A 23533-nucleotide genomic window follows, 5' to 3' on the forward strand; every position below is an offset into this window, starting at 1 on the left:
GGGTGTTTAGATTATCAACACATTGGTTATCCACTATTTGATGGCCAACACGTTGATTATCAACTCAAACCAGCGCGAAGCCAGTGAGAAGACGTTGATATAAGCCCGGTAAGCGTGCATGCCACCGGGCGGTTTGCGGTTACAGTTTTTGCCCAGCTTTCAGCACCGCCGCCACGTTGCGCGCGGTCATGCGGACATTTTCTCCGGCGTTTTCCAGCGCGTCTTCCAGCGAGCAGACTTTGTAGATCACACTGAACACCGCATCGATACCGTGATCGTATACCACGCCAACATCGGCGGTCAGGCTGCCGGCAATGCCGATCACTGGAATATTATGTCGCTTCGCCACTTTCGCTACGCCGACCGGCACTTTGCCGTGCACCGTCTGGCTATCAATACGCCCTTCGCCAGTAATCACCAGGTCTGCGCCAATCACGTACTCATCCAGCGCCAGCGCATCGGTGACGATCTCTATTCCCTGGCGCAGTTCTGCGCCGCAAAACGCATACAGCGCCGCGCCCATCCCACCTGCCGCACCGCCGCCCGCCAGGTGCAGCACGTCCAAATCCAGGTCGCGGGCAATAAGCCGCGCATAATGTCCGAGCGCTTTATCGAGCCTGTCGATCATTTCCGGCGTCGCCCCTTTCTGCGGGCCAAACACCGCCGAAGCGCCCTCTTTTCCGGTCAGTGGATTGGTCACGTCACATGCCACTTCGATACGGCACTCAGCAAGGCGTTTATCCAGGTGCGCAGTATCAATACGCGCCAGCGTTTCCAGCGCCGCGCCGCCAAGGGCAATCTGCTGGCCTTTCTCATCCAGTAGCTTTGCACCCAGAGCCTGCACCATGCCTGCCCCACCGTCATTGGTTGCACTGCCGCCAATGCCAATGATGATATGTTTTACGCCCGCGTCCAGCGCATGGCGAATCAACTCGCCGGTGCCCCACGAAGTGGTGATGAGCGGATCGCGTTTAGCGGGTGGCACCATTTCCAGTCCGCTGGCGGCGGCCATTTCGATAAAAGCGGATTGCTCGTCGCCAGAAATCCCATAGAACCCTTCAACCTGCTCGCCGAGCGGGCCTTTTACCGCGACCTTAACGATACGCCCATTGGTAGCGGCGACCATGGCTTCAACCGTCCCTTCGCCACCGTCCGCCACCGGTATTTTAACGTATTCCGCCGTCGGGAAAATTTCACGAAAACCGCTCTCAATCGCGGTCGCCACATCCAGCGCACTTAAACTTTCTTTATAAGAGTCTGGTGCGATCACAATTTTCATAAGCCATCCTTACGCATATTCACCGCTTTAAGCATACACCCAGGAAAGATGAGGAAATGCCAGCCCCCGCAAGGACTGGCAATTTCATCAACGCACCATGCACGGACGTTTGTTATCAAATTTCCAGTCCGGGATCAGGTATTGCATTCCCATTGCATCATCACGCGCACCGAGGCCGTGTTTTTGATACAGCTCGTTAGCTTTCATCACCTGGTCCATATCCAGCTCTACGCCAAGACCCGGTTTGTTCGGCACCTGCACCATCCCGCCTTTGATTTCGAACGGCTGTTTAGTCAGGCGTTGGTTGCCCTCCTGCCAGATCCAATGTGTATCGATAGCGGTGATATTACCCGGTGCGGCAGCGGCGACATGGGTAAACATCGCCAGCGAAATATCAAAGTGGTTATTTGAGTGCGAACCCCAGGTCAGACCGAACTCGTGGCACATCTGCGCGACACGCACCGAACCCTGCATGGTCCAGAAGTGCGGATCCGCCAGCGGGATATCCACTGATTGTAATGAGAGCGTATGGCCCATTTGACGCCAGTCGGTGGCGATCATATTGGTGGCGGTCGGCAGGCCGGTCGCGCGGCGGAACTCCGCCATCACTTCACGACCGGAGAAGCCCTGTTCCGCGCCACACGGATCTTCTGCGTAGGCCAGTACGCCTTTCAGGTGCTTACCGATTTTGATCGCTTCCTCCAGCGACCAGGCACCGTTTGGATCGAGCGTGACGCGCGCCTGCGGGAAGCGTTTTGCCAGCGCGGAAATCGCTTCAGCTTCTTCCATTCCCGCCAGCACGCCGCCTTTTAGTTTGAAATCGTTAAAGCCGTATTTCTCATACGCCGCTTCCGCCAGGCGTACCACGCGATCCGGCGTCATTGCCTCTTCGTGGCGTACGCGATACCAGTCGCATTTATCATCCGGCTGGCTCTGGTACGGCAACGGTGTTTTTTTGCTGTCGCCAACGAAGAACAAGTAACCGAGCATCTCCACTTCGCTGCGCTGTTGGCCTTCGCCAAGCAGGGACGCGACGTTCACGCCGAGGTGCTGACCGAGCAGGTCAAGCATCGCCGCTTCAATGCCGGTCACCACATGGATCGTAGTACGCAGATCGAAGGTTTGCAGGCCGCGGCCACCGGCATCGCGGTCGGCAAAGTTGCTGCGCACGGTGTTGAGGATATTTTTGTACTCACCCAGCGTCTTACCCTCCACCAGTGGGATGGCGTCTTCCAGTGTTTTACGGATTTTCTCCCCGCCGGGGATTTCACCGACGCCGGTATGGCCGGCGTTGTCTTTAATCACCACGATATTGCGGGTGAAGAACGGGGCGTGCGCACCGCTCAGGTTCATCAGCATGCTGTCGTGGCCCGCAACCGGGATGATTTGCATGGAGGAGACAACGGGAGTCGAACTGTATGTGCTCATTTTTAATCCTTTTGGTCTATCAATGACGTCCAAAAACGGGGCGTTTTTTGTCAAACGTCCAGCCAGGGATGAGATACTGCATCGGGCCTGCGTCATTGCGCGCGCCGCCGGGCAGCTTCTTGTATGCCGCGTGCGCTTTTTCGATTTGCGTCCAGTCGATCTCTACGCCAAGGCCTGGCGCATCCGGCACAGCAATTTTCCCTTGACGGATCTCCAGCGGTTGTTTGGTCAGACGTGCGTCGCCCTCCTGCCAGATCCAGTGCGTATCGATGGCGGTCGGCGTTCCTGGCGCCGCAGCGCCAACGTGGGTGAACATCGCGAGCGAGATGTCGAAATGGTTGTTAGAGTGGCAACCCCAGGTTAATCCCCAGTCGTCGCACAGTTGCGCCACGCGTACCGCGCCGGAAAGCGTCCAGAAGTGCGGGTCCGCCAGCGGAATATCCACCGCGTTTAACATCACCGCATGGCCCATTTCACGCCAGTTGGTGGCAATCATATTGGTGGCCACCGGCAAACCGGTCGCTCGGCGGAACTCCGCCATCACTTCACGCCCGGAAAAACCCTGTTCCGCGCCGCACGGATCTTCTGCGTAGGTCAGCACGTCATTGAGGCCTTTGCACAGACTGATGGCTTCGTCGAGCAGCCAGGCTCCATTGGGATCGACAGTGATGCGTGCCTCCGGGAAGCGTTTCTTCAGCGCCCGCACGGTGTCGATCTCTTTTTCACCCGGCAGTACGCCGCCCTTGAGTTTGAAATCTTTAAAGCCGTAGCGATCCTGCGACGCTTCTGCCAGACGAACGACTGCATCGCTGTTCATCGCTTCCTGATGACGCAGGTGATACCACTCGTGGCTACCAGGCGTCGCCGCCAGGTATGGCAGATCGGTTTTGGTGCGATCGCCAACATAAAACAGATAACCCAGCACCGTCACGGCATCACGCTGCTTGCCGGGGCCAAGCAGCTCGCACACCGGGACATTCAGCGCTTTACCTAACAGATCCAGCAGGGCGGCTTCCAGCGCCGCCACCGCGTTTACGCGCAGTTCAAAGGTCCAGGCACCTTTGCCGAAAGTATCGAAATCCGCTGCCTGGTTGCCTTTGTGTACGCGCTGCACCACTTTGTTTAGCCGCGCGACTTCCTGGCCGACCACCATCGGCGTGGCATCGATCAGCGTTTTGTAAATCACTTCGCCGCCCGGCGCTTCACCGACGCCAGTATTACCGGCGTTGTCGGTGAGCACCACGATGTTGCGGGTGAAGTAAGCGTTATGCGCGCCGCCGATGTTCATCAACATGCTGTCATGCCCGGCAACGGGAATGACTTTCATCTCTGTGATGGTGGGGCTTGCTTGTGTGTTCATCATTCACGTCCTGTCACAGGTTTCAGTACGATACGCTTGATATCACCCACCAGAACCAGGTAACTCAGTACCGCCACCAGCGCATGGATACCGACATAAATCAGCGCGCCGTTAAACGAGCCAGTCGTGCCAACAATGTAGCCAATGGCAATTGGCGTTACGATGCCGGAGATGTTGCCGAACATGTTGAACAGGCCGCCGCTCAGGCCGCTTATCTCTTTCGGCGCGGTATCTGCCATCACCGCCCAGCCCAGCGCACCGATACCTTTACCGAAGAAGGCCAGCGCCATAAAGGCGATGATCAGCGTTTCGGAGTCTGTGTAGTTGCAGAACACCATGCTCATGGAGAGCAGCATCCCCAACACGATTGGCGTTTTACGCGCCAGATTCAGTGAACCGTAGCGGCGCATTAACCAGTCGGAAATAATCCCGCCCAACACGCCACCGACAAAGCCGCAGATCGCTGGGATTGAAGCAACAAATCCCGCTTTCAAAATCGACATCCCGCGCGCTTGCACCAGGTAAACCGGGAACCAGGTAATAAAGAAATACGTCAGAGCATTGATGCAGTACTGGCCGAGGTAGACGCCGATCATCATGCGCGAACCCAGCATCTGCTTGATTTGTGCCCATTTTTCTGAGAACGGAACATGCTGAGCACTTTTCGCCTGATCCATGTTGATCAGCGCGCCACCTTCGGCAATGTATTCCAGCTCTTTCTTGTTCACACCAGGATGCTGGTGCGGCTCGTGGATCATTTTCTGCCACAGGAAGCTGATGAAAATGCCGAGACCGCCCATAAAGAAGAACACATGTGACCAGCCCACTGCATGCGTCAGCCAGCCCATGATCGGGGCGAATATCACCGTCGCGAAGTATTGCGCGGAGTTAAAAATCGCCACCGCCGTGCCCCTCTCCTGCGCCGGGAACCAGGCCGCAACGATGCGGCTATTACCAGGGAAGGAAGGTGATTCGGCCAAACCGACCATAAAGCGCAGGGTGAAGAGCGCAACGATGATGCCAAAGCCGCTAAAGATGTCGACAAAACCTTGCAACAAGGTAAACAGCGACCAGGTGAAAATAGACCAGAAATAGACGCGTTTTGATCCGAAGCGGTCAAGCAACCAGCCGCCCGGTATCTGGCCAATCACATAAGCCCAGGAAAACGCGGAGAAAACATACCCCATACCGACCGGATCCAAACCTATCGCTTTGGACATCTCCGAACCGGCAATCGACAGCGTGGCGCGATCGCCATAGTTGAAGGATGTGACGATAAACAGCATCACCACTATCCAGTAGCGGGCGTTGGTACGCTTTTCAGCGCCGCTCGCCGCCTGGCTAAATGTACTCATGGTTGTACTCCCGAAGCATAAATGTTCTTTTGTCCATTCATCCTGTACGGCGCAACCTGTAGGGGAAGACAGGATGATGTCATTGTGTTTTTGCCGCTCCTGCCGGGTTTGCCACATCCGGCGGGCCGCGTTTTTTTAACTGGCGAGAAAAGTATATGAAGCCCCTTTTCAACTCTCACCGTGCAACAACACAACATTCGTAAGACGCGGCTATTCCCTTTAAGGCATTAGCCCAGGCGGATGGGGAGTACTTCACGGAAATGAAAAGGAACGTAACCGAAGGCGGTTAAAAGAGAGGCAGCATTAAAGAGTGTGAAATGCGTCGCTTGACGCGGCAAAAAGAGGGTTTTCCTCTCCGCTTACGGAGAGGAAAAAAGGCTATTTAAGCAGGGTCGCCCAGTGTTCAACCCACGGATTAGAAATGGTTTCGGGTTCCGGGTCTTCGCTGGCGTCAATCAGCAACATTTCGCCGATACGCTGCGCGCCTTGCTCTTGTAACAGCGCATCGAACTGCTTACCCCCGCCGCAGAAATGGGTGTATGTGCTATCGCCCAGGGCAATCACGCCATAGTGCAGATCGGGCTGATAACCCACGGTGTCGCGCAGATAATGGAACAGCGGCGCAATGCTTTCCGGTAAATCACCCTGACCAGTCGTGGAGGTGACTATCAGCGCGTAATTACCTTTGTTGTTTTCCCAGTCGCTGGCTTCGGGATCTTCAAATACCGTCGCCTTGTGGCCCTGCGCCTGTAAAATCTCCTGCGCTTCTTCCGCCACCAGCAGCGAATTGCCGTACATGGTGCCCACAAAAATTCCGACCTTCGCCATGCTCATCACTCCTTGCGTGATTCCTGATTGCCCTCATCCTGGCGGCTCACTGGCAATAACTCAACCCTTTCATTTTCAGGGAGAAGCCCGCGCCAGCCAAAGTGCGACAGCGCGCCCATCCAGGTTTCATCCAGCCCGGCGCGTATCGTTAACGGCTCGCCGGTAAACGGGTGCGTGAGCGTTAACTGGCTGGCATGCAGCATCAGGCGGTTACAACCAAAGTGTTCCGCCGCGCTACGATTTTGCCGCAAATCGCCATGTTTACTGTCGCCAATAATCGGATGGCGCAAATGCGCCAAGTGGCGACGCAATTGATGTTTGCGGCCCGTTTTTGGCTCCAGTTCGACCAGGCCATAACGCGTGGTGGGAAATTTGCTCGTCGCCACCGGCATTTCGCACGTAGCAAGGCCACGATAGTGCGTTACGGCAGGCTGCGCGTCTTTATCGGCGCGGGCGAATTTATCGGCCACTTTATCCAGCTCTTCGACCAGTGGATAATCAAGCAACGCCTCTTCCATCAGCCAGCCACGCACAATGGCGTGATAACGCTTTTGAATCTGATGTTGCTCAAATTGCTGCGATAAGCGGCGACCGGCCTCGCTGGATAAGCCCATTAACAACACGCCGGAAGTGGGCCTGTCGAGGCGATGCGCGGTAAAAACGTGCTGGCCGATTTGGTCACGCACGGTTTGCATGACCACCACTTTTTCATCGCGATCTAACCAGCTACGGTGCACCAGCCAGCCGGAAGGTTTATTCACCGCAACCAGCCACTCATCCTGGTAAATAATTTCCAGCATTAGGCGTCTTCGCCGCTGAACAGCGCGTCGAGCTGCTGTAAATGCACCAGCATCACTTCACGGGAGGGATGGGTCGCCTCAAGGGCAATTTCATAGTACGGCGCAACGGCGAATGCCTGCGGCAACGGCTGCTGGCCATCCAGCAAAGCATGCATGCGAGGAATGAGCACCCATTGCAGCCATTCGAATGGCTCCAGGGTGTCCATACAAAAAGGCTGTGTGCTTTCGAAGGCGCTTGCTGCGGGTGCGTGGGTTTGCCACAGATTGTGCTCGCGCAGTTGCGCTTCGAGAAGATGAAGTTGCTCACGCACGCGTTGATGTTGAGTCATGTAAACCCCCGGAATAATCAGACTGGCGCGCAGCATACCAAAGAGCGGAACAAATAAAAAAAGGGAGCACTGTAAAAACAGTGCTCCCGGTTCGTTTCGCAGCAGTCCCGCTACTCGTGTGCTCCCTGCTCATCCTTGAAAACTTTTCCTGCGGTCTCCTGACCCGTTCATCCTTAAACAGCGCATCTTGCTCACACCACCCCGATGTGACCTGGCCTCATCCGTAAAGCGTGTCCTGGATCTTCCTGATCTGCCAGGTATCCTTACCGGCTCTCATTCTCCGTCCTGGAGGTGTCCGTTAACGCATTCCAGCGATGTCCCCTTGCTTCGTCCTGAAGCCTATCCTTGCAGCACCGTCCTGGTGAGTCCTCGAAACAACATCATCCTGATGTACGCTTCGTTGTCAGACTCCGTGTCGACTCAGATAGAATTACTGATTCTGCCGCGTCTTACAAGAATACTTAACGCAAATTCACCTTTGAATGAAGCCCTAAAATAGCAAAGGTTTTAGATTAACCTCATGATTTAGAATCATTATGAATGAGAAACCGCATCAGATGTATGGGAAAAGACCTGGCGATCTCTTACAGGTCGCGTAAGAGATCTCTCACAAGATGAGTAGTATAGAGGATTACACAACGGGTTCGAGTTGGTCGAGAAATGCCGCCAGGCTTGGGGCAAGAACGGTGCGCTGGCGCGTACCCAGCGTCTCTTTCACCACTTCGCCGCTCAGGTTACACAGCGAAATCACATCCAGTTCGCTGTCGAGCGTAGCAATAAAAAGTGTAGGTGATAACTTCAGTCTTTTCTGCGTAACCAGGTGACCAATCAGATTTTCCTGCATACGCACGAAGTCATCCTCACTCCACGTTTGCAGCAGCGTCAGCGTCAGTTCGCCAAAACGCGCAGCCATATCACCGGCAAATTGTGTGGTGTAAAAGGTATGGAGCGGCGTTTGTACCACAATTTCCATGGCCTGTTCAATTGGGTTTACATTTCGTTCTGGCACGAACGGTTTTGGCTGCCAGATAACGTACTTGTCGGTGGAAGAAATAATGCACGGTGAGGGAATACCGTAAAGTTCTTCGCTTTGCGGCCAGCTATCTCGCTGTTCGTGCCACGCATTACAATACCGTTCCGTAAAGGCTTTCAGGGCATGCGCCGTCTCTTTTTCCACCGATTTCTCTCTTCACATAAGCCAGGATAAACTCTGCGTCATAGTTTACCTGCAAAATGGCGATGAAACATGTCCTCTTATGATAACCACCAGGCGCTGGCTGGCCTGACACTTGGCAAAACCACCGATTACCGCGACACCTACGACGCCAGCTTATTACAGGGCGTTCCCCGTTCGTTAAACCGCGATCCGTTAGGCTTAAAAGCCGAGAGTCTGCCTTTTCGCGGCGCGGATATCTGGACGTTGTATGAACTCTCCTGGCTTAACGCGAAAGGTTTGCCGCAGGTGGCGGTTGGCCACGTTGAGCTGGATCACGCCAGCATCAATCTGGTGGAATCAAAAAGCTTTAAGCTCTATCTCAACAGTTTTAACCAGACTCGTTTTGCCAGTTGGCAAGAGGTGCATGACACTTTACAGCGCGATTTGAGCGCCTGCGCCCAGGGTCATGTCAGCGTGGTGCTGTACCGCATTGATGAGCTGGAAGGGCAGCCTGTCGCCCATTTTCACGGCACCTGCATCGACGGCCAGGATATCGCGATCGAAAGCTACGACTTTGACGCCGCTCTGCTAACCGATGCCGCTAGCGGTAAAATTGTCGAAGAGACGCTGGTCAGCCATTTATTAAAATCGAACTGCCTGATCACCCACCAGCCGGATTGGGGCTCGGTACAAATCCAGTATCGCGGCGCGAAAATCGATCGCGAAAAATTGCTGCGCTACCTGGTCTCTTTCCGCCATCACAATGAATTTCATGAACAATGTGTCGAACGCATTTTCACGGACATTCAACGCTTCTGCCAACCGGAGAAACTGAGCGTGTACGCGCGCTATACCCGACGCGGCGGGCTGGATATCAACCCATGGCGCACCAATACCGACTTTGTTCCGGCTACCGGGCGATTAGTGCGCCAATAAAACACAACATTTTACTACTCTGCGTGGAAGATCCCACGCGGCAGGTTGTTAAACGTCATAAGCCAGGGCTATTGTAATCACGGGAAAGATAAAATTTTCGTCCCGTAAGGAGTTCACTTGATTACACATATTAGCCCGCTTGGCTCAATGGATATGCTGTCGCAACTGGAAGTCGATATGCTTAAACGCACGGCCAGCAGCGACCTGTATCAACTGTTTCGCAACTGCTCGCTCGCTGTACTGAACTCAGGGAGCCAGACCGACAGCAGCAAAGAGCTGCTCTCTCGTAACGAAAGTTTTGATATCAACGTGTTACGCCGTGAACGCGGCGTTAAACTGGAGTTGATAAACCCACCGGAAGAGGCCTTTGTCGACGGGCGCATTATTCGCTCGCTGCAGGCCAACCTGTTTGCTGTCCTGCGCGATATTCTCTTCGTCAATGGGCAAATTCATAACGCCGGGCGCGTCCAGCATTTAAATCTGGAAAGCTCTATTCATATCACTAACCTGGTCTTTTCTATTTTGCGTAACGCCCGTGCGCTGCATGTCGGCGAAGCGCCAAGCATGGTGGTCTGCTGGGGCGGTCACTCAATTAACGAAACCGAGTACCTTTATGCTCGCCGCGTAGGAACTCAGCTTGGCTTGCGTGAGCTGAACATCTGCACGGGTTGCGGCCCAGGTGCTATGGAAGCCCCCATGAAAGGTGCCGCGGTCGGCCACGCTCAGCAACGCTATAAAGAAGGCCGTTTTATCGGTATGACCGAGCCGTCAATCATTGCCGCCGAACCGCCAAATCCGCTGGTCAACGAATTGATCATCATGCCGGATATTGAAAAACGTCTGGAAGCCTTTGTCCGCATCGCACACGGGATCATTATCTTCCCTGGCGGCGTAGGCACGGCAGAAGAGTTGTTGTATCTGCTGGGGATTTTGATGAACCCGGCTAACAAAAACCAGGTATTGCCGCTGATTCTGACCGGACCAAAAGAGAGCGCGGATTATTTCCGCGTGTTGGACGAGTTTATCGTCAACACGCTAGGTGAAGCTGCACGTAGCCACTACACCATCATCATCAATGATGCGGCTGAAGTGGCGCGTCAGATGAAAAAAGCGATGCCACGGGTAAAAGAAAACCGCCGTGATACCGGGGATGCATATAGTTTTAACTGGTCTATTCGCATCGCACCGGATCTGCAAGTGCCATTCGAACCGACGCATGAAAATATGGCTAACCTGAAACTTTATCCGGATCAACCGGTAGAAACGTTAGCGGCGGATTTGCGCCGGGCGTTCTCGGGCATCGTGGCGGGTAACGTGAAAGAGCATGGTATTCGAGCGATCGAGGAGTTCGGCCCGTATAAAATTCATGGTGATAGCAACATGATGCGCCGTATGGATGACCTGCTGCAGGGCTTTGTCGCCCAGCATCGAATGAAACTGCCAGGCAGCACGTACATTCCTTGCTACGAAATTTGCGCCTGATCTTCAGGGGCGACCCATAAGTCGCCCTTATACCTCAGATTTTTCCCCACATAAATCCCATCGATATCGCCAGGATAATCATACGTTACAGTTGCCCTTAAACGTCGATAAATCACTGCGATAGCGGTTTTTTACAGGGCATTTATCGTCTTTCAACGGTGTGCGTTTGATCGCAAATCTTGCTGGTGGTAGCCTTCGCGCGCATAAATTTCATCTCTCGATCATTAAGCAGAGAGATGGTCTAAATATATCCACATAAAAAGTGATTTATTGCAATTGCGATCCCGATCACTGATAGAGTCATAACATAAATGTATCTTTCCGCCGCAAATAATTACGGAAAGAAATTATAAAAAAACCGTGATTGACCGAATTTAATATTACCGCCAGCCTGCCAGGCATTGCATTCGCCCGTCATGCCAGCATTTTGCTTTTCCCAGGAGATTTATAAATGGAAACCACTCAAACCAGTACTCTGGCCACATCGGCTACACGAAGTTCATGGCGCAAAACGGATACCATGTGGATGCTGGGCCTGTACGGTACTGCCATCGGCGCTGGTGTACTGTTCCTGCCAATTAACGCCGGTGTTGGCGGTTTAATCCCGCTGATCATCATGGCCATCCTCGCTTTCCCAATGACGTACTTCGCACACCGCGGCCTGACTCGCTTTGTGCTGTCCGGTAAAAACCCAGGTGAAGACATCACCGAAGTGGTCGAAGAGCACTTTGGTATCGGCGCAGGTAAACTGATTACCCTGCTCTACTTCTTCGCTATCTACCCGATCCTGCTGGTGTACAGCGTGGCAATCACCAACACCGTCGACAGCTTTATGACCCACCAACTGGGTATGACGCCGCCGCCGCGCGCCATTCTGTCGCTGATCTTGATTGTCGGCATGATGACTATCGTGCGTTTTGGCGAGCAGATGATCGTAAAAGCGATGAGTATTCTGGTATTCCCGTTTGTTATCGCTCTGATGCTGCTGGCGGTTTACCTGATCCCGCAGTGGAACGGCGCAGTACTCGACACCCTGTCTTTCAATAGCACTTCTCCGACGGGTAATGGCCTGTGGATGACCCTGTGGCTGGCCATTCCGGTGATGGTGTTCTCCTTTAACCACTCGCCGATCATCTCCTCTTTTGCTGTTGCAAAACGTGAAGAGTACGGCGACGAAGCAGAAAGCAAATGTTCCCGCATCCTGGCGTTCGCACATATCATGATGGTGCTGACGGTGATGTTCTTCGTGTTCAGCTGTGTGCTGAGCCTTGCTCCGGCTGACCTGGCGTCGGCAAAAGAGCAGAACATCTCAATTCTCTCTTACCTGGCAAACCACTTTAACGCACCGGTCATCGCCTGGATGGCGCCGATCATCGCGATGATCGCCATCACCAAATCTTTCCTCGGCCACTACCTTGGCGCGCGTGAAGGTTTCAACGGTATGGTCATCAAGTCTCTGCGTGGCAAAGGCAAGAGCATCGAAATCAACAAGCTGAACCGCATTACCGCACTGTTTATGCTGCTGACCACCTGGGCAGTCGCGACCTGGAACCCGAGCATCCTGGGGATGATCGAAACGATGGGCGGCCCGATTATTGCGATGATCCTGTTCCTGATGCCGATGTACGCCATCGCCAAAGTACCGGCAATGCGTAAATACAGCGGCAAAATCAGTAACATCTTCATTGTTATCATGGGCCTTATCGCTATCTCCGCGATCTTCTTCTCTCTGTTCAGCTAATCTCTTTCGTGCCGCTCTCCACGGGCGGTGCGACTCTCTTTGCAATGGATAATGCGTCATGATCAGCGTATTCGATATCTTTAAAATCGGCATTGGCCCATCCAGTTCACACACCGTTGGCCCAATGAAAGCCGGTAAGCAATTCACTGACGATCTGATTGCTCGCAGCATGCTCCACGACGTGACCCGAGTAGTGGTAGACGTGTACGGTTCCCTCTCTCTGACGGGGAAAGGGCACCATACCGATATCGCTATCATTATGGGTCTGGCGGGTAATTTGCCGGATAGCGTCGATATTGATGCCATTCCGGGATTTATTCAGGATGTAAACACTCACGGCCGCCTGCTGCTGGCCAACGGTGAGCACGAAGTCGAGTTTCCTGTCGATCAATGCATGAACTTCCATGCCGATAACCTCTCGCTGCATGAGAACGGCATGCGTATTACCGCACTGGCGGGCGACAAGGTTCTCTATAGCCAGACGTATTACTCCATCGGCGGCGGTTTTATTGTCGATGAAGAACATTTTGGCCAGACCAACAACGCACCCGTCGCTGTACCTTACCCGTACAAGAATGCCGCGGATTTGCAACGCCACTGCCAGGAAACAGGACTTTCGCTCTCTGGTCTGATGATGAAGAACGAACTGGCGCTGCACAGTAAAGAGGAGCTGGAAGAGCACCTCACGCGCGTCTGGGAAGTCATGCAGGGCGGAATTGAACGTGGGATCACCACCGAAGGCGTGTTGCCGGGCAAATTACGCGTTCCGCGCCGCGCCGCCGCGCTGCGCCGCATGCTGGTAAGCAGCGATAACACCAGTAAAGATCCAATGCAGGTTGTCGACTGGATCAACATGTTCGCACTGGCGGTTAACGAAGAGAACGCCGCCGGTGGCCGCGTGGTGACCGCACCCACCAACGGCGCATGCGGCATTGTTCCGGCAGTACTGGCTTATTACGATAAGTTTATTCGCCAGGTGAACGCCAACTCACTGGCACGCTACCTGCTGGTCGCCAGCGCGATTGGATCGCTCTATAAAATGAACGCATCCATTTCCGGCGCGGAAGTGGGTTGTCAGGGCGAAGTTGGTGTCGCCTGTTCGATGGCCGCCGCAGGCCTTGCGGAACTGCTCGGCGCAAGCCCGGCGCAGGTCTGCATTGCAGCGGAGATCGGTATGGAACACAACCTTGGTCTGACCTGCGATCCGGTCGCGGGCCAGGTTCAGGTTCCGTGCATTGAGCGCAACGCCATTGCGTCGGTGAAAGCGGTGAACGCCGCGCGTATGGCGCTGCGCCGTACCAGCGAGCCGCGCGTCTGCCTGGATAAAGTCATCGAAACCATGTACGAAACCGGGAAAGATATGAACGCTAAGTACCGCGAAACCTCACGCGGTGGGCTGGCGATGAAGATCGTGACCTGCGATTAAGCCCTGGAAGATGTCTCGTTTTGCGAGGCATCTTCCTGATTATCCCCCGCTTCATAGCCTCACGCCGCACGCAATGTTACCCTTAGGCACGATTTCAAGGAGGGTATCTGTGGCTCATCTGTTAATTGTCGACGCGCTTAATCTTATCCGCCGGATCCACGCGGTGCAGGGATCGCCCTGTGTAGACACCTGTCTTCACGCGCTGGAACAGCTTGTGGTTCACAGCCAGCCGACGCACGCCGTGGCGGTGTTTGACGATGAGGCCCGCAGCCAGGGCTGGCGTCACCAGCTATTACCCGACTATAAAGCCGGGCGACCGCCGATGCCGGAGACGCTGCACGCCGAGATGCCCGCTTTACGCACCGCTTTTGAACAGCGCGGCATTCGCTGCTGGGCAACTCCGGGTAACGAAGCGGACGATCTCGCCGCCACACTTGCCGTAAAGATGGCACAAGCCGGGCAGCAGGCGACGATAATCTCCACGGACAAAGGCTATTGCCAGTTGCTTTCCCCGACCATTCGTATCCGCGACTATTTCCAGAAACGCTGGCTGGATGCGCCCTTTATCGCGCAGGAGTATGGTGTCACGCCGCAACAATTACCGGATTATTGGGGGCTGGCGGGGATCAGCAGTTCTAAAGTGCCAGGCGTTGCAGGCATTGGCCCGAAAAGCGCGACCCAGTTGTTAAACACCTTCCCGACGCTGGAAGCGCTGTACGAAAACCTCGTGGATGTGCCGGAAAAGTGGCGGCAAAAACTTGAAACGCATAAAGCAATGGCCTTTACCTGCCGTGATGTGGCGCGTCTGCAAACGGATCTGCAACTGGATGGCAACTTACAACAACTGCGGCTGACGCGCTGAAAAAGCCCGCACGGTGGCGGGCTATTCGCCTCGCTTCAGGCCTTAAACGGATGGTGCTTCAGCCAGTGTTCAGCGATATCCTGGCGGCGGCAGATCCAGACATCGCTGTGGCTTTGTACGTAATCCAGAAAACGCTGTAATGCGCGAAAGCGCCCTGGCCGCCCGAGCAGGCGGCAGTGCATGCCAATCGACATCATTTTTGGCGCATGCTCGCCTTCTTCATACAGCACATCGAAACTGTCTTTCAGGTAGGTATAAAACTGTTCGGCGGTGTTAAAACCCTGGGCGGTGGCAAAGCGCATATCGTTGGCATCAAGCGTATACGGCACAATCAGATGTGGTTTCCCTTCCACCGTGGTCCAGAAGGGTAAATCATCGCCGTAATAATCGCTGTCGTAGAGAAAATCGCCCTGTTCGACCACCAACTTACGGGTGTTTGGACTGTCGCGCCCGGTGTACCAGCCAAGCGGCTTTTTGCCAAACAGCGTTTGCAGGATCTCAATCGCCTGTTGCATGTGCTGTCGTTCGGTTTGGATATCGAGATCCTGATAATGGATCCAGCGCCAGCCGTGGCTTACAACGTCGTAATCTGCCGCTTTGATCGCCGCGACAATTTCCGGGTTACGCGCCAGCGCCATTGCCACACCAAAAACCGTCAGCGGCAGACCACGTTGCTGAAAAGCCTGATGAATACGCCAGAACCCGGCGCGCGATCCATACTCGTACAACGAGTCCATCGACATATGCCGCGCGGGGTAGCTGGCAGCGCCAATAATATCGGACAAAAACTGCTCCGATCCGCTGTCGCCGTGCAGCACATGGTTCTCGCCGCCCTCTTCAAAATTAAGGACAAACTGGACAGCAATACGCGCGCCGTTCGGCCAGCGGGCATGCGGCGGTTTTCCCGCATAGCCTGCCATATCGCGGGGGTAGTCGGCGGTGAAATGCCAGAAAGGTTTGTCCGTTGCTGATTGCATGCTGATTCGACCTCTTTACCGGGGCCGCTTTCAGCAAAGCTGTTCGAAACATCCTGAAAGCGGCTTTTTATTGGGATACGCGAGATCGCCATATTTGCTGGTGCCAAGCCCCAGCGCGAGAAGAGATTCCACCATCTTCACCGCGGCCGTAACACCGTCGATCACCGGAATGCCCAGCTCTTGCGTCAACTCGCGGGCGAGATTCGCCATGCCGCCGCAACCGAGCACAATGGCACCGCTGTGATCTTCCCGTTTAGCTTGTATACAACGTTCGCGTACCTTTTGCTGAGCAAGACCCGTGCCATCTTCCAGCGCCAGTACCGGTAAATCGATGGCATGCAGCGCCGCACAATGGTGTTCGAAGCCATATTGACGCAGTAAATGGCGGGCAATAATCACCGTTCGCGGGAGCGTAGTAACAATCGAAAAACGCGTCGCCACCAGCGTCGCCATATGCATAGCCGCTTCAGCAATACCGATGACCGGCCCGCTCGCCAACTCGCGTGCTGCCAGTAATCCGGGGTCACCAAAACAGGCAATCACGTGCCCCTGTGCGCCTTGTGTTTTGCCCTGTTTGATTTGCTCCAGCACGCCAATTGCAGCAATGGCTTCATCAAAATGCCCTTCGATGGATTCCACGCCCTGCGAGGGGCAACAGGCGAGAATGGTGGTGCCGGGCGCCGCCACACTGCGCGCTGCGCTGGCGATGGTGTCGGTCATTTCAGGGCTGGTATTGGGGTTGATTACTTGTATACAAAATTGGCTCATCAATGTTCTCCTGGCGCACCAAACAGGCGGGCAAAATCCGGTAATGTCTCGCCGCTGCGCTCAAAGCGCAGGCTGGAAACAATGTGATCAAAGTGGTGGGCCATTGCATCGCTGAGCCCCGGCAGATCTTTTTTACGCAACAGCGTAATCAGCTGGTCATGATCGTCGCAGCGGCAACCGCGCTGCCAGGGCGCCCCCCAGGCGGCTATCACCAGCGACGAACGCTGAGCCAGCGTGGTGATAATGTCCGTTACCACCGCATTACCGGAAATGGCCTGAAGCTGGATATGGAAAGCGGCAGAATGGCGAATTGCCGCCGCGCCATCATGGTTTTGATGTGCCTCTTCTTCCTGCGCGATGATGTTTTCTAGCCCCGCAAGGTGCGGCGGCTGAAGATGTTCCAGTACCAACGGCAGGTTGGCGCACTCGATCATTTTACGGGTAGTAAAGATAGCTTTTGACTCTTCAACGCCGGGATTGGCGACAAATGCACCACGTCTGGGCGTCATGGTGATCATTTGCACCGTCGCAAGGCGGGTTAATACCTTGCGGATCCCGGTGCGGCTAACGCCAAAAACCTCCGCCAGCGCTTCTTCCGGCAATTTACTTCCCGGCGGCAACTGATGTTCAACGATAGCAGTCAGCAAAGATTGCCAAATGAGATGCTCTTTATCTTCCAGATCTGCAGGGGTTCGCAGCCCGATTTGCTGGTTCATAACACCGTTCCTTTGTTACTCAATTTATCCATTTTTGTATACACCGTTAATTTATTTTGTATACAAAAAATTAAAACCTGGCCTGGTTAATGCAACGAGGGATAGCAGACAACATGTCGCTATCTGTATTCAGAGGAGCAGAATCCATGCCAAACCTTGAACCAAATTACGATGCTCGCTACAACCCACGCCTGACCAATGAAGATTTGGCGCCGACCCGCCATCAGACCTGGAGCTGGTACAATATTTTCTCTTTCTGGATGTCCGATGTGCATAGCATGGGCGGCTATGTGGTCGCCGCCAGCTTCTTCGCCTTAGGGCTTGCCAGCTGGCAGGTGCTACTTTGCCTGCTGCTGGGGATCTGCATTGTGCAACTGTGCGCAAACCTGGTGGCGAAACCGAGCCAAATGGCCGGTGTGCCGTATGCCGTGATCTGCCGTCAGGCATTTGGCGTATTCGGCGCGAATATCCCGGCGGTGATCCGCGGGTTAATTGCATTTGCGTGGTACGGCATCCAGACCTATCTGGCCGCCAACGCGCTGATGCTGGTCATACTGAAATTTTGGCCTTCCCTTACTCCCCTGACCAGCGGCCACTTTCTCGGTCTGTCACATTTGGGCTGGCTCTGTTTCGGCATTATGTGGGTGTTGCAAGCACTGGTGTTCTGGCACGGGATGAGCGCGATTAAACGCTTTATCGATATCGCCGGCCCGGCAGTATACGTGGTGATGATGGCACTGGCAGGATGGATCCTCTGGCAAACCGGTTTCGATGGCATCTCTTTTACACTCGCCAGCAAACAGCTCACGGCAGGCGAGCAAACCTGGCAGATGATCACCGCGACGGCATTAGTGGTTTCTTATTTCTCCGGCCCGTTGCTCAATTTTGGCGATTTTTCCCGTTACGGTAAAAGCATGCAGGAGATCCGCCGCGGCAACCGCTGGGGGCTGCCGTTTAACTTCCTGCTGTTTTCCATTGTCACGGTGATAATTGTTTCCGGGACACAATCGCTGTTTGGCAAGATGATCACCGACCCTATCGAAACAGTGAGCCATGTTGGCAACAGCCTGGCGATGGCAATTGGGCTGCTGACGATGATCACCGCCACCATCGGCATCAACATTGTGGCGAATTTCGTCTCCCCGGCCTTCGATTTTTCTAACTGTTCCCCGCAGAAAATCAGCTTTCGTACCGGCGGGATGATCGCGGCTGTCGGCTCGGTACTGCTAACACCGTGGAATTTGTTCCAGTCACCGGAGTTGATCCACTACACGCTGGATGTGCTCGGCGCGTTTATTGGCCCGTTGTTCGGTATTTTACTGACCGATTTTTATCTGATTAAACGCGGAAACGTGTTTGTCGATGATCTGTTTACCGACTCACCAAATGGGCGTTACTGGTACAAAAATGGTTTTAACCCGAAAGCCATTGCCGCGCTGGTGCCGTCGGTGGCGGTCGGTCTGATTATTAGCTTTATTCCGGCGTTGCATGAAGTGGCCAACTTTAGCTGGTTTATTGGCGCGTTCCTCGGTGCAAGTTGCTACCGTTTTCTGGCGCGCCACGAACGCGAAGGTGTGAGCAGCACATTTACCGCACAGCCCGTGGCGGCAAAGGAGTAGAAACGACGAAGGCCTGAATCATTGCTGATTCAGGCCTTCTGAATAGTGGCGGAACGGACGGGACTCGAACCCGCGACCCCCTGCGTGACAGGCAGGTATTCTAACCGACTGAACTACCGCTCCGCGTTGTGTTCCTGTTAGGGAACGAGGCGCATATTACGGATTGCACCTAATGCCGTCAACGCTTTTTCCATCGTTTTGAATTGTTTGCTGCAAAAATCACCCGTGCGGCGATTTTCCTGCGTTAACAAAACGATTTTACCCGCGCCACAGGCAGCTTCCGCCCTTCTTCTGCACTAAATCGAGCCGTGATTCATGGGCCGTCAGTTCCTCATCACTGGCTAAAACCACCCGCAAGCGGCTTGCCTGGCGAACAACACGCTGGATCCCCGCATCGCCCGCTTGCGTTTGCCCTTCACCTTCCATCGAAAATTTCATCGATGTCTGGCCGCCAGTCATCATCAGATAGACATCAGCAAGGATTTGGGAGTCGAGTAATGCGCCGTGCAGCGTACGTTTGCTGTTGTCTATTTCGTAACGCGAGCAGAGCGCATCGAGGCTGTTACGCTTGCCGGGGAACATTTTACGCGCCAGCGCCAGGCTGTCGGTGATTTTGCAAAACGTTTCGGTTTTTGGAATACCACGGTTCAGCTTGCTGAACTCGTAATCCATAAAGCCGATATCAAACGACGCGTTGTGAATGACCAGTTCCGCACCGCGAATATACTCAATAAAATCATCGGCGATGTCGGCGAACGTCGGTTTATCAAGCAGGAATTCGTCGGCGATACCGTGAACGCCAAACGCTTCCGGATCCACCAGCCGGTCTGGCTTGAGGTAAATATGGTAGTTATTACCGGTCAGGCGGCGGTTGATCACTTCCACCGCACCGATCTCAATAATCTTGTGCCCTTCATAGTGGGCGCCAATCTGGTTCATACCGGTGGTTTCGGTATCGAGGACGATCTGTCGTGTAATTGCTGTGCTCATAGCGGCCATTTATGTCAGACTTGTCGTTTTAAACACAGGAAGTCTACCAGAGATGCTTAAACAGGTAGAGATTTTCACCGACGGATCTTGTCTTGGCAACCCGGGTCCGGGCGGTTACGGGGCGATTTTACGCTATCGTCAGCACGAAAGGTTGTTTAGCGAAGGCTACCGTCTCACCACTAATAACCGTATGGAACTGATGGCGGCTATTGTGGCACTGGAAGCGTTAAAAGAACATTGCGAAGTGGTGCTCAGCACCGACAGCCAGTATGTACGCCAGGGGATCACGCAGTGGATCCACAACTGGAAAAAACGCGGCTGGAAAACAGCGGAAAAAAAGCCGGTTAAGAATGTCGATCTCTGGAAGCGGCTCGATGCGGCGCTGAGCCAACATCAAATTCGCTGGGAATGGGTAAAAGGCCACGCAGGTCACCCAGAAAACGAACGCTGCGATGAACTGGCACGCACCGCCGCGATGAACCCAACTCAGGAAGATGTCGGTTATCAGCCAGAAAGTTAAGACTGTCGGGTCGCGCCAACAGTCTGGCGAACGTGGTGCTTGCTGCGACTCTGCTTCATCGGATTGAGCGTCAACGGAATGGTGCGTTTGCGTGCGACAATGAGCTGCATACACCCCAGCGCCGGTAAATGCGTGCTAAGCAGTTTCCCGCCCTGCTTTGTCCAGGGCAGTACGCGAAAGCGGCTATAATGTAACACCTCGAAATTGAGCAGCGATAGCCAGTCAAACTGGCGCATCAGGGTGAACATCCGGCTTTTTACTGCGGGTGAGCGGCGCGCAAAAGGGACCGCTTTGCAAAGACCAAGCAGACTAATCGGATTAAAGCCGCTCATCACCAGCCAGCCGTCGTCAATGAGCACGCGATCCACTTCCTGCAATAACCGATGCGGATCGGTACACCAGGGAAGCGTGTGCGCCAGCAAGCAGGCATCCACTGATTTCTCTGCGAACGGTAAATGCAGCGGATCGGCTCTGACCTGCGCCGGTTCACCGCTAAGGGAAACATTGACCTGATGGGAAATAGCGCAGCTTTCGACATTGATTTCCGCGCTCAGATTGCCGATCTTAAGCAAATGAAATCCATACATTTTTGCCAACCACGGCTTTAGTTCTCCTTCCAGCGCCTCGCGATAATACGCGCCTTTAGGTAAGTCGCTCCAGCTTGCAGGTGCGGCCAATGTTTGAGGAGTCCTTGCCGGTTTCATCACAACCTTCCGCTACGCTTTGAGAGGTAATTTATGAATCTTAACAGTATTCCGGCGTTCCAGGATAACTACATCTGGGTGCTGAACAATGATGATGGCCGCTGCCTGATTGTCGATCCGGGTGAAGCCGCGCCGGTATTACGCGCCATAGAAGAAAACCAATGGCAGCCGGAAGCGATCTTGCTCACTCACCACCACAATGACCACGTTGGCGGTGTGAAAGCATTGTGTCAGCATTTCCCTAATCTGGCGGTTTATGGCCCAGAGGAAACGCAAGATAAGGGAACCACACAGATTGTTAAAGACGGGGATGTGGTCTCTGTTTTGGGACATGATTTTTCCGTCTTTGCCACGCCAGGTCACACTTTAGGACATATCTGTTTCTTCAGTTCCCCTTATCTATTTTGCGGTGACACGCTGTTTTCTGGTGGCTGTGGAAGATTGTTCGAAGGGACGGCAAGCCAGATGTATCAATCCTTTTGCAAGATTAATGCGCTTGCGGATGATACGGTGATTTGCTGCGCACACGAATATACTTTAGGAAATATGAAGTTTGCGATCAGCATCTTACCGCAGGATCCTGCACTTAACGAATATTATCGAAAAGTTAATGAGTTACGTGCGAAAAATCAAAAAACACTCCCTGTAATTCTGAAAAATGAGCGAAGAATAAATTTATTTTTACGCACGGAAGACGCTGATTTAATTGATATAATTAACCAAGAAACAAAGTTGCAACACCCTGAAGAGCGTTTCGCATGGTTAAGGTCAAAGAAAGATAACTTCTGATATTTCCGGGTTGCCTTTTAAAGACGACGCCGTTATCATCGCTCGTCTTTTAAGCAACTACTATTGACACACACATGAAGGCAAAAGCGATCTTATTCGCCTCTGTCTTGCTTGCTGGGTGCCAGGCGTCTAACCATGACGGTACGGTACAACAGCACGCACAGAGCCTTTCTGCAGCTGGTCAAGGGGAAGCAGGGAAGTTTACTAGTCAGGCGCGGTGGATGGACGATGGAACATTCGCCGCCCAGAATAACAGTGACTTGTGGACCTCCATTAGCGACGAGCTAAAGATGGGAATTCCGGAAAATACCCGGATTCGCGAACAAAAACTCAAGTATTTAAGCAATAAGAGCTATCTCCACGATGTAACTTTACGGGCAGAGCCGTATATGTACTGGATAGCAGGGCAAGTTAAAAAACGTAACATGCCCATGGAACTGGTACTACTACCCATAGTGGAGAGCGCTTTTGACCCACACGCGACGTCTGGCGCCAATGCCGCAGGCATTTGGCAGATCATACCGAGCACGGGGCGAAATTATGGTTTAAAGCAGACTCGCAGCTACGATGCGCGTCGTGACATTGTGGCCTCTACCACGGCCGCGCTTGACATGATGCAGCGTCTTAACCGCATGTTTGACGGCGACTGGTTACTTACAGTGGCTGCCTATAACAGCGGTGAAGGTCGCGTGTTGAAAGCGATGAAAGTCAATAAATCGCGGGGTAAACCCACCGATTTCTGGTCGCTTTCACTGCCGCAGGAAACCAAGATTTACGTGCCTAAAATGCTGGCTTTGAGTGATATTCTCAAAAACAGTAAGCGTTATGGCGTGAGTCTGCCAACACCAGACGAAAGCCGTGCGCTGGCGCGAGTCAGACTGAGCAGCCCGGTTGAGGTCGATCAGTTGGCGGAAATGGCCGGGATTTCGGTGAACAAACTGAAAACGTTTAACGCTGGCGTTAAAGGTTCGACGTTAGGTTCAGCGGGTCCACAGTATGTGATGGTGCCGAAGAAACACGCCGATCAACTGCGTGAATCCCTGGCATCCGGCGAGATTGCCGCTGTACAGCCGACCCAGCTTGCGGATAACACCCCGCTGCCAAGCCGGAGCTACAAGGTTCGCTCAGGCGATACGCTTTCCGCCATCGCGGCGCGTCTCGGCGTAAGCGCAAAGGATATCCAGCAATGGAATAACCTGCGCGGTTCGAACCTGAAAGTGGGCCAGAGTCTGACGGTAGGCGCAGGTAGCAGCGCGCAGCGTCTCGCCAGCAACAGCGATAGCATTACCTATCGCGTACGCAAAGGTGATTCGTTATCGAGTATTGCGAAACGTCACGGCGTGAACATCAAAGATGTAATGCGCTGGAATAACGATACCGATAATCTGCAGCCTGGCGATCAGCTCACACTGTTTGTTAAAAACAGCGCCACACCGGATTCCTGATACAAACCGATAAAAAAAGCACC

The 23533-nt window shown here is 53.8% G+C and carries 22 protein-coding genes and 1 tRNA gene; 9 read left to right on the forward strand and 14 right to left on the reverse strand.

The window, feature by feature from the left end:
- Window positions 1-139 precede the first annotated feature (139 nt).
- The 8 genes from ACFX4O_RS04960 to syd all read right to left on the reverse strand — a co-directional run bounded on the left by ACFX4O_RS04960 (window position 140) and on the right by syd (window position 8556).
- Entirely contained in the window at window positions 140-1279 is a 1140-nt protein-coding gene (locus ACFX4O_RS04960; RefSeq protein ID WP_131409840.1) for a glycerate kinase, read from the reverse strand.
- An 87-nt stretch (window positions 1280-1366) separates the two neighbouring features.
- Window positions 1367-2707 carry a glucarate dehydratase gene (gene gudD / locus ACFX4O_RS04965; RefSeq protein WP_380207594.1) on the reverse strand — a complete coding sequence of 447 codons (1341 nt, stop codon included), beginning with the start codon at window positions 2705-2707 and terminating at the stop codon, window positions 1367-1369.
- Between the two features lie 19 nt (window positions 2708-2726).
- Window positions 2727-4067 (reverse strand): enolase C-terminal domain-like protein, encoded by a 1341-nt coding sequence (locus ACFX4O_RS04970; protein WP_380207637.1) that lies wholly within the window; start codon window positions 4065-4067, stop codon window positions 2727-2729.
- The gene (locus ACFX4O_RS04975) at window positions 4067-5422 is read right to left on the reverse strand and encodes an MFS transporter (protein WP_131409836.1); all 1356 of its coding nucleotides are present in this window, start codon (window positions 5420-5422) and stop codon (window positions 4067-4069) included. The genes ACFX4O_RS04970 and ACFX4O_RS04975 overlap by 1 nt, the downstream gene beginning before the upstream one ends.
- Window positions 5423-5800: 378 nt before the next feature.
- Complete coding sequence (locus ACFX4O_RS04980) at window positions 5801-6250, reverse strand: flavodoxin (protein ID WP_380207595.1); 450 nt, start codon at window positions 6248-6250, stop codon at window positions 5801-5803.
- Window positions 6251-6255: 5 nt separating this feature from the next.
- The gene (gene truC, locus ACFX4O_RS04985; RefSeq protein ID WP_380207596.1) at window positions 6256-7050 is read right to left on the reverse strand and encodes a tRNA pseudouridine(65) synthase TruC; all 795 of its coding nucleotides are present in this window, start codon (window positions 7048-7050) and stop codon (window positions 6256-6258) included.
- The gene (locus ACFX4O_RS04990; RefSeq protein WP_131409830.1) at window positions 7050-7379 is read right to left on the reverse strand and encodes a YqcC family protein; all 330 of its coding nucleotides are present in this window, start codon (window positions 7377-7379) and stop codon (window positions 7050-7052) included. Before ACFX4O_RS04990 ends, truC begins: the two co-directional genes overlap by 1 nt.
- 631 nt (window positions 7380-8010) lie before the next feature.
- Window positions 8011-8556 (reverse strand): SecY-interacting protein, encoded by a 546-nt coding sequence (gene syd, locus ACFX4O_RS04995; RefSeq protein ID WP_380207597.1) that lies wholly within the window; start codon window positions 8554-8556, stop codon window positions 8011-8013.
- A gap of 69 nt (window positions 8557-8625) precedes the next feature.
- Between syd and queF the strand changes: the two genes are divergently transcribed.
- From queF to xni, 5 genes are all read left to right on the forward strand, one after another.
- Window positions 8626-9471 (forward strand): NADPH-dependent 7-cyano-7-deazaguanine reductase QueF, encoded by an 846-nt coding sequence (queF, locus tag ACFX4O_RS05000; RefSeq protein WP_380207598.1) that lies wholly within the window; start codon window positions 8626-8628, stop codon window positions 9469-9471.
- A 117-nt stretch (window positions 9472-9588) separates the two neighbouring features.
- On the forward strand, window positions 9589-10953 hold the full coding sequence (ppnN, locus tag ACFX4O_RS05005) for a nucleotide 5'-monophosphate nucleosidase PpnN (RefSeq protein ID WP_380207599.1): 1365 nt from the start codon (window positions 9589-9591) through the stop codon (window positions 10951-10953).
- A 451-nt stretch (window positions 10954-11404) separates the two neighbouring features.
- Window positions 11405-12694 (forward strand): HAAAP family serine/threonine permease, encoded by a 1290-nt coding sequence (locus tag ACFX4O_RS05010; RefSeq protein WP_131409822.1) that lies wholly within the window; start codon window positions 11405-11407, stop codon window positions 12692-12694.
- Window positions 12695-12752: 58 nt separating this feature from the next.
- Window positions 12753-14120: an L-serine ammonia-lyase gene (locus tag ACFX4O_RS05015; protein WP_380207600.1), complete on the forward strand. Its 1368-nt coding sequence runs from the start codon at window positions 12753-12755 to the stop codon at window positions 14118-14120.
- A 73-nt stretch (window positions 14121-14193) separates the two neighbouring features.
- Complete coding sequence (gene xni, locus ACFX4O_RS05020) at window positions 14194-14982, forward strand: flap endonuclease Xni (protein ID WP_380207601.1); 789 nt, start codon at window positions 14194-14196, stop codon at window positions 14980-14982.
- Window positions 14983-15017: 35 nt separating this feature from the next.
- On the opposite strand, the gene puuE is transcribed toward xni, so the two are convergent.
- From puuE to ACFX4O_RS05035, 3 genes are read right to left on the reverse strand one after another with little or no spacing between them, the layout of a single operon-like run.
- Window positions 15018-15959 carry an allantoinase PuuE gene (gene puuE, locus ACFX4O_RS05025; protein WP_131409816.1) on the reverse strand — a complete coding sequence of 314 codons (942 nt, stop codon included), beginning with the start codon at window positions 15957-15959 and terminating at the stop codon, window positions 15018-15020.
- Window positions 15960-15989: 30 nt separating this feature from the next.
- Entirely contained in the window at window positions 15990-16727 is a 738-nt protein-coding gene (gene hpxA, locus ACFX4O_RS05030; protein ID WP_380207602.1) for an allantoin racemase, read from the reverse strand.
- Complete coding sequence (locus ACFX4O_RS05035; protein WP_131409812.1) at window positions 16727-17443, reverse strand: GntR family transcriptional regulator; 717 nt, start codon at window positions 17441-17443, stop codon at window positions 16727-16729. Before ACFX4O_RS05035 ends, hpxA begins: the two co-directional genes overlap by 1 nt.
- Window positions 17444-17589: 146 nt before the next feature.
- On the opposite strand from ACFX4O_RS05035, the gene ACFX4O_RS05040 reads away from it, so the two are divergent.
- Window positions 17590-19062 (forward strand): NCS1 family nucleobase:cation symporter-1, encoded by a 1473-nt coding sequence (locus ACFX4O_RS05040; RefSeq protein ID WP_380207603.1) that lies wholly within the window; start codon window positions 17590-17592, stop codon window positions 19060-19062.
- Between the two features lie 46 nt (window positions 19063-19108).
- Here ACFX4O_RS05040 and ACFX4O_RS05045 read toward each other — a convergent pair.
- Window positions 19109-19185: transfer RNA gene (locus ACFX4O_RS05045), tRNA-Asp, on the reverse strand.
- Window positions 19186-19320: 135 nt separating this feature from the next.
- Window positions 19321-20052 (reverse strand): DNA polymerase III subunit epsilon, encoded by a 732-nt coding sequence (gene dnaQ, locus ACFX4O_RS05050; RefSeq protein ID WP_380207604.1) that lies wholly within the window; start codon window positions 20050-20052, stop codon window positions 19321-19323.
- Here dnaQ and rnhA point away from each other — a divergent pair.
- Window positions 20006-20572, forward strand: a complete 567-nt coding sequence (rnhA, locus tag ACFX4O_RS05055) for a ribonuclease HI (RefSeq protein WP_165501908.1) — start codon at window positions 20006-20008, stop codon at window positions 20570-20572. The genes dnaQ and rnhA overlap by 47 nt on opposite strands.
- Here rnhA and ACFX4O_RS05060 read toward each other — a convergent pair.
- Window positions 20569-21276 carry a class I SAM-dependent methyltransferase gene (locus ACFX4O_RS05060; RefSeq protein WP_131409804.1) on the reverse strand — a complete coding sequence of 236 codons (708 nt, stop codon included), beginning with the start codon at window positions 21274-21276 and terminating at the stop codon, window positions 20569-20571. The two genes, rnhA and ACFX4O_RS05060, sit on opposite strands and share 4 nt — an antisense overlap.
- Window positions 21277-21309: 33 nt before the next feature.
- On the opposite strand from ACFX4O_RS05060, the gene gloB reads away from it, so the two are divergent.
- Window positions 21310-22065 carry a hydroxyacylglutathione hydrolase gene (gloB, locus tag ACFX4O_RS05065; RefSeq protein WP_380207605.1) on the forward strand — a complete coding sequence of 252 codons (756 nt, stop codon included), beginning with the start codon at window positions 21310-21312 and terminating at the stop codon, window positions 22063-22065.
- A gap of 74 nt (window positions 22066-22139) precedes the next feature.
- On the forward strand, window positions 22140-23510 hold the full coding sequence (gene mltD, locus ACFX4O_RS05070) for a murein transglycosylase D (RefSeq protein ID WP_131409800.1): 1371 nt from the start codon (window positions 22140-22142) through the stop codon (window positions 23508-23510).
- The last annotated feature ends 23 nt before the right edge of the window (window positions 23511-23533 follow it).

It is taken from the genome of Kosakonia sp. YIM B13571, from assembly GCF_042788095.1.
Classification (GTDB): Bacteria; Pseudomonadota; Gammaproteobacteria; order Enterobacterales; family Enterobacteriaceae; genus Kosakonia; species Kosakonia quasisacchari.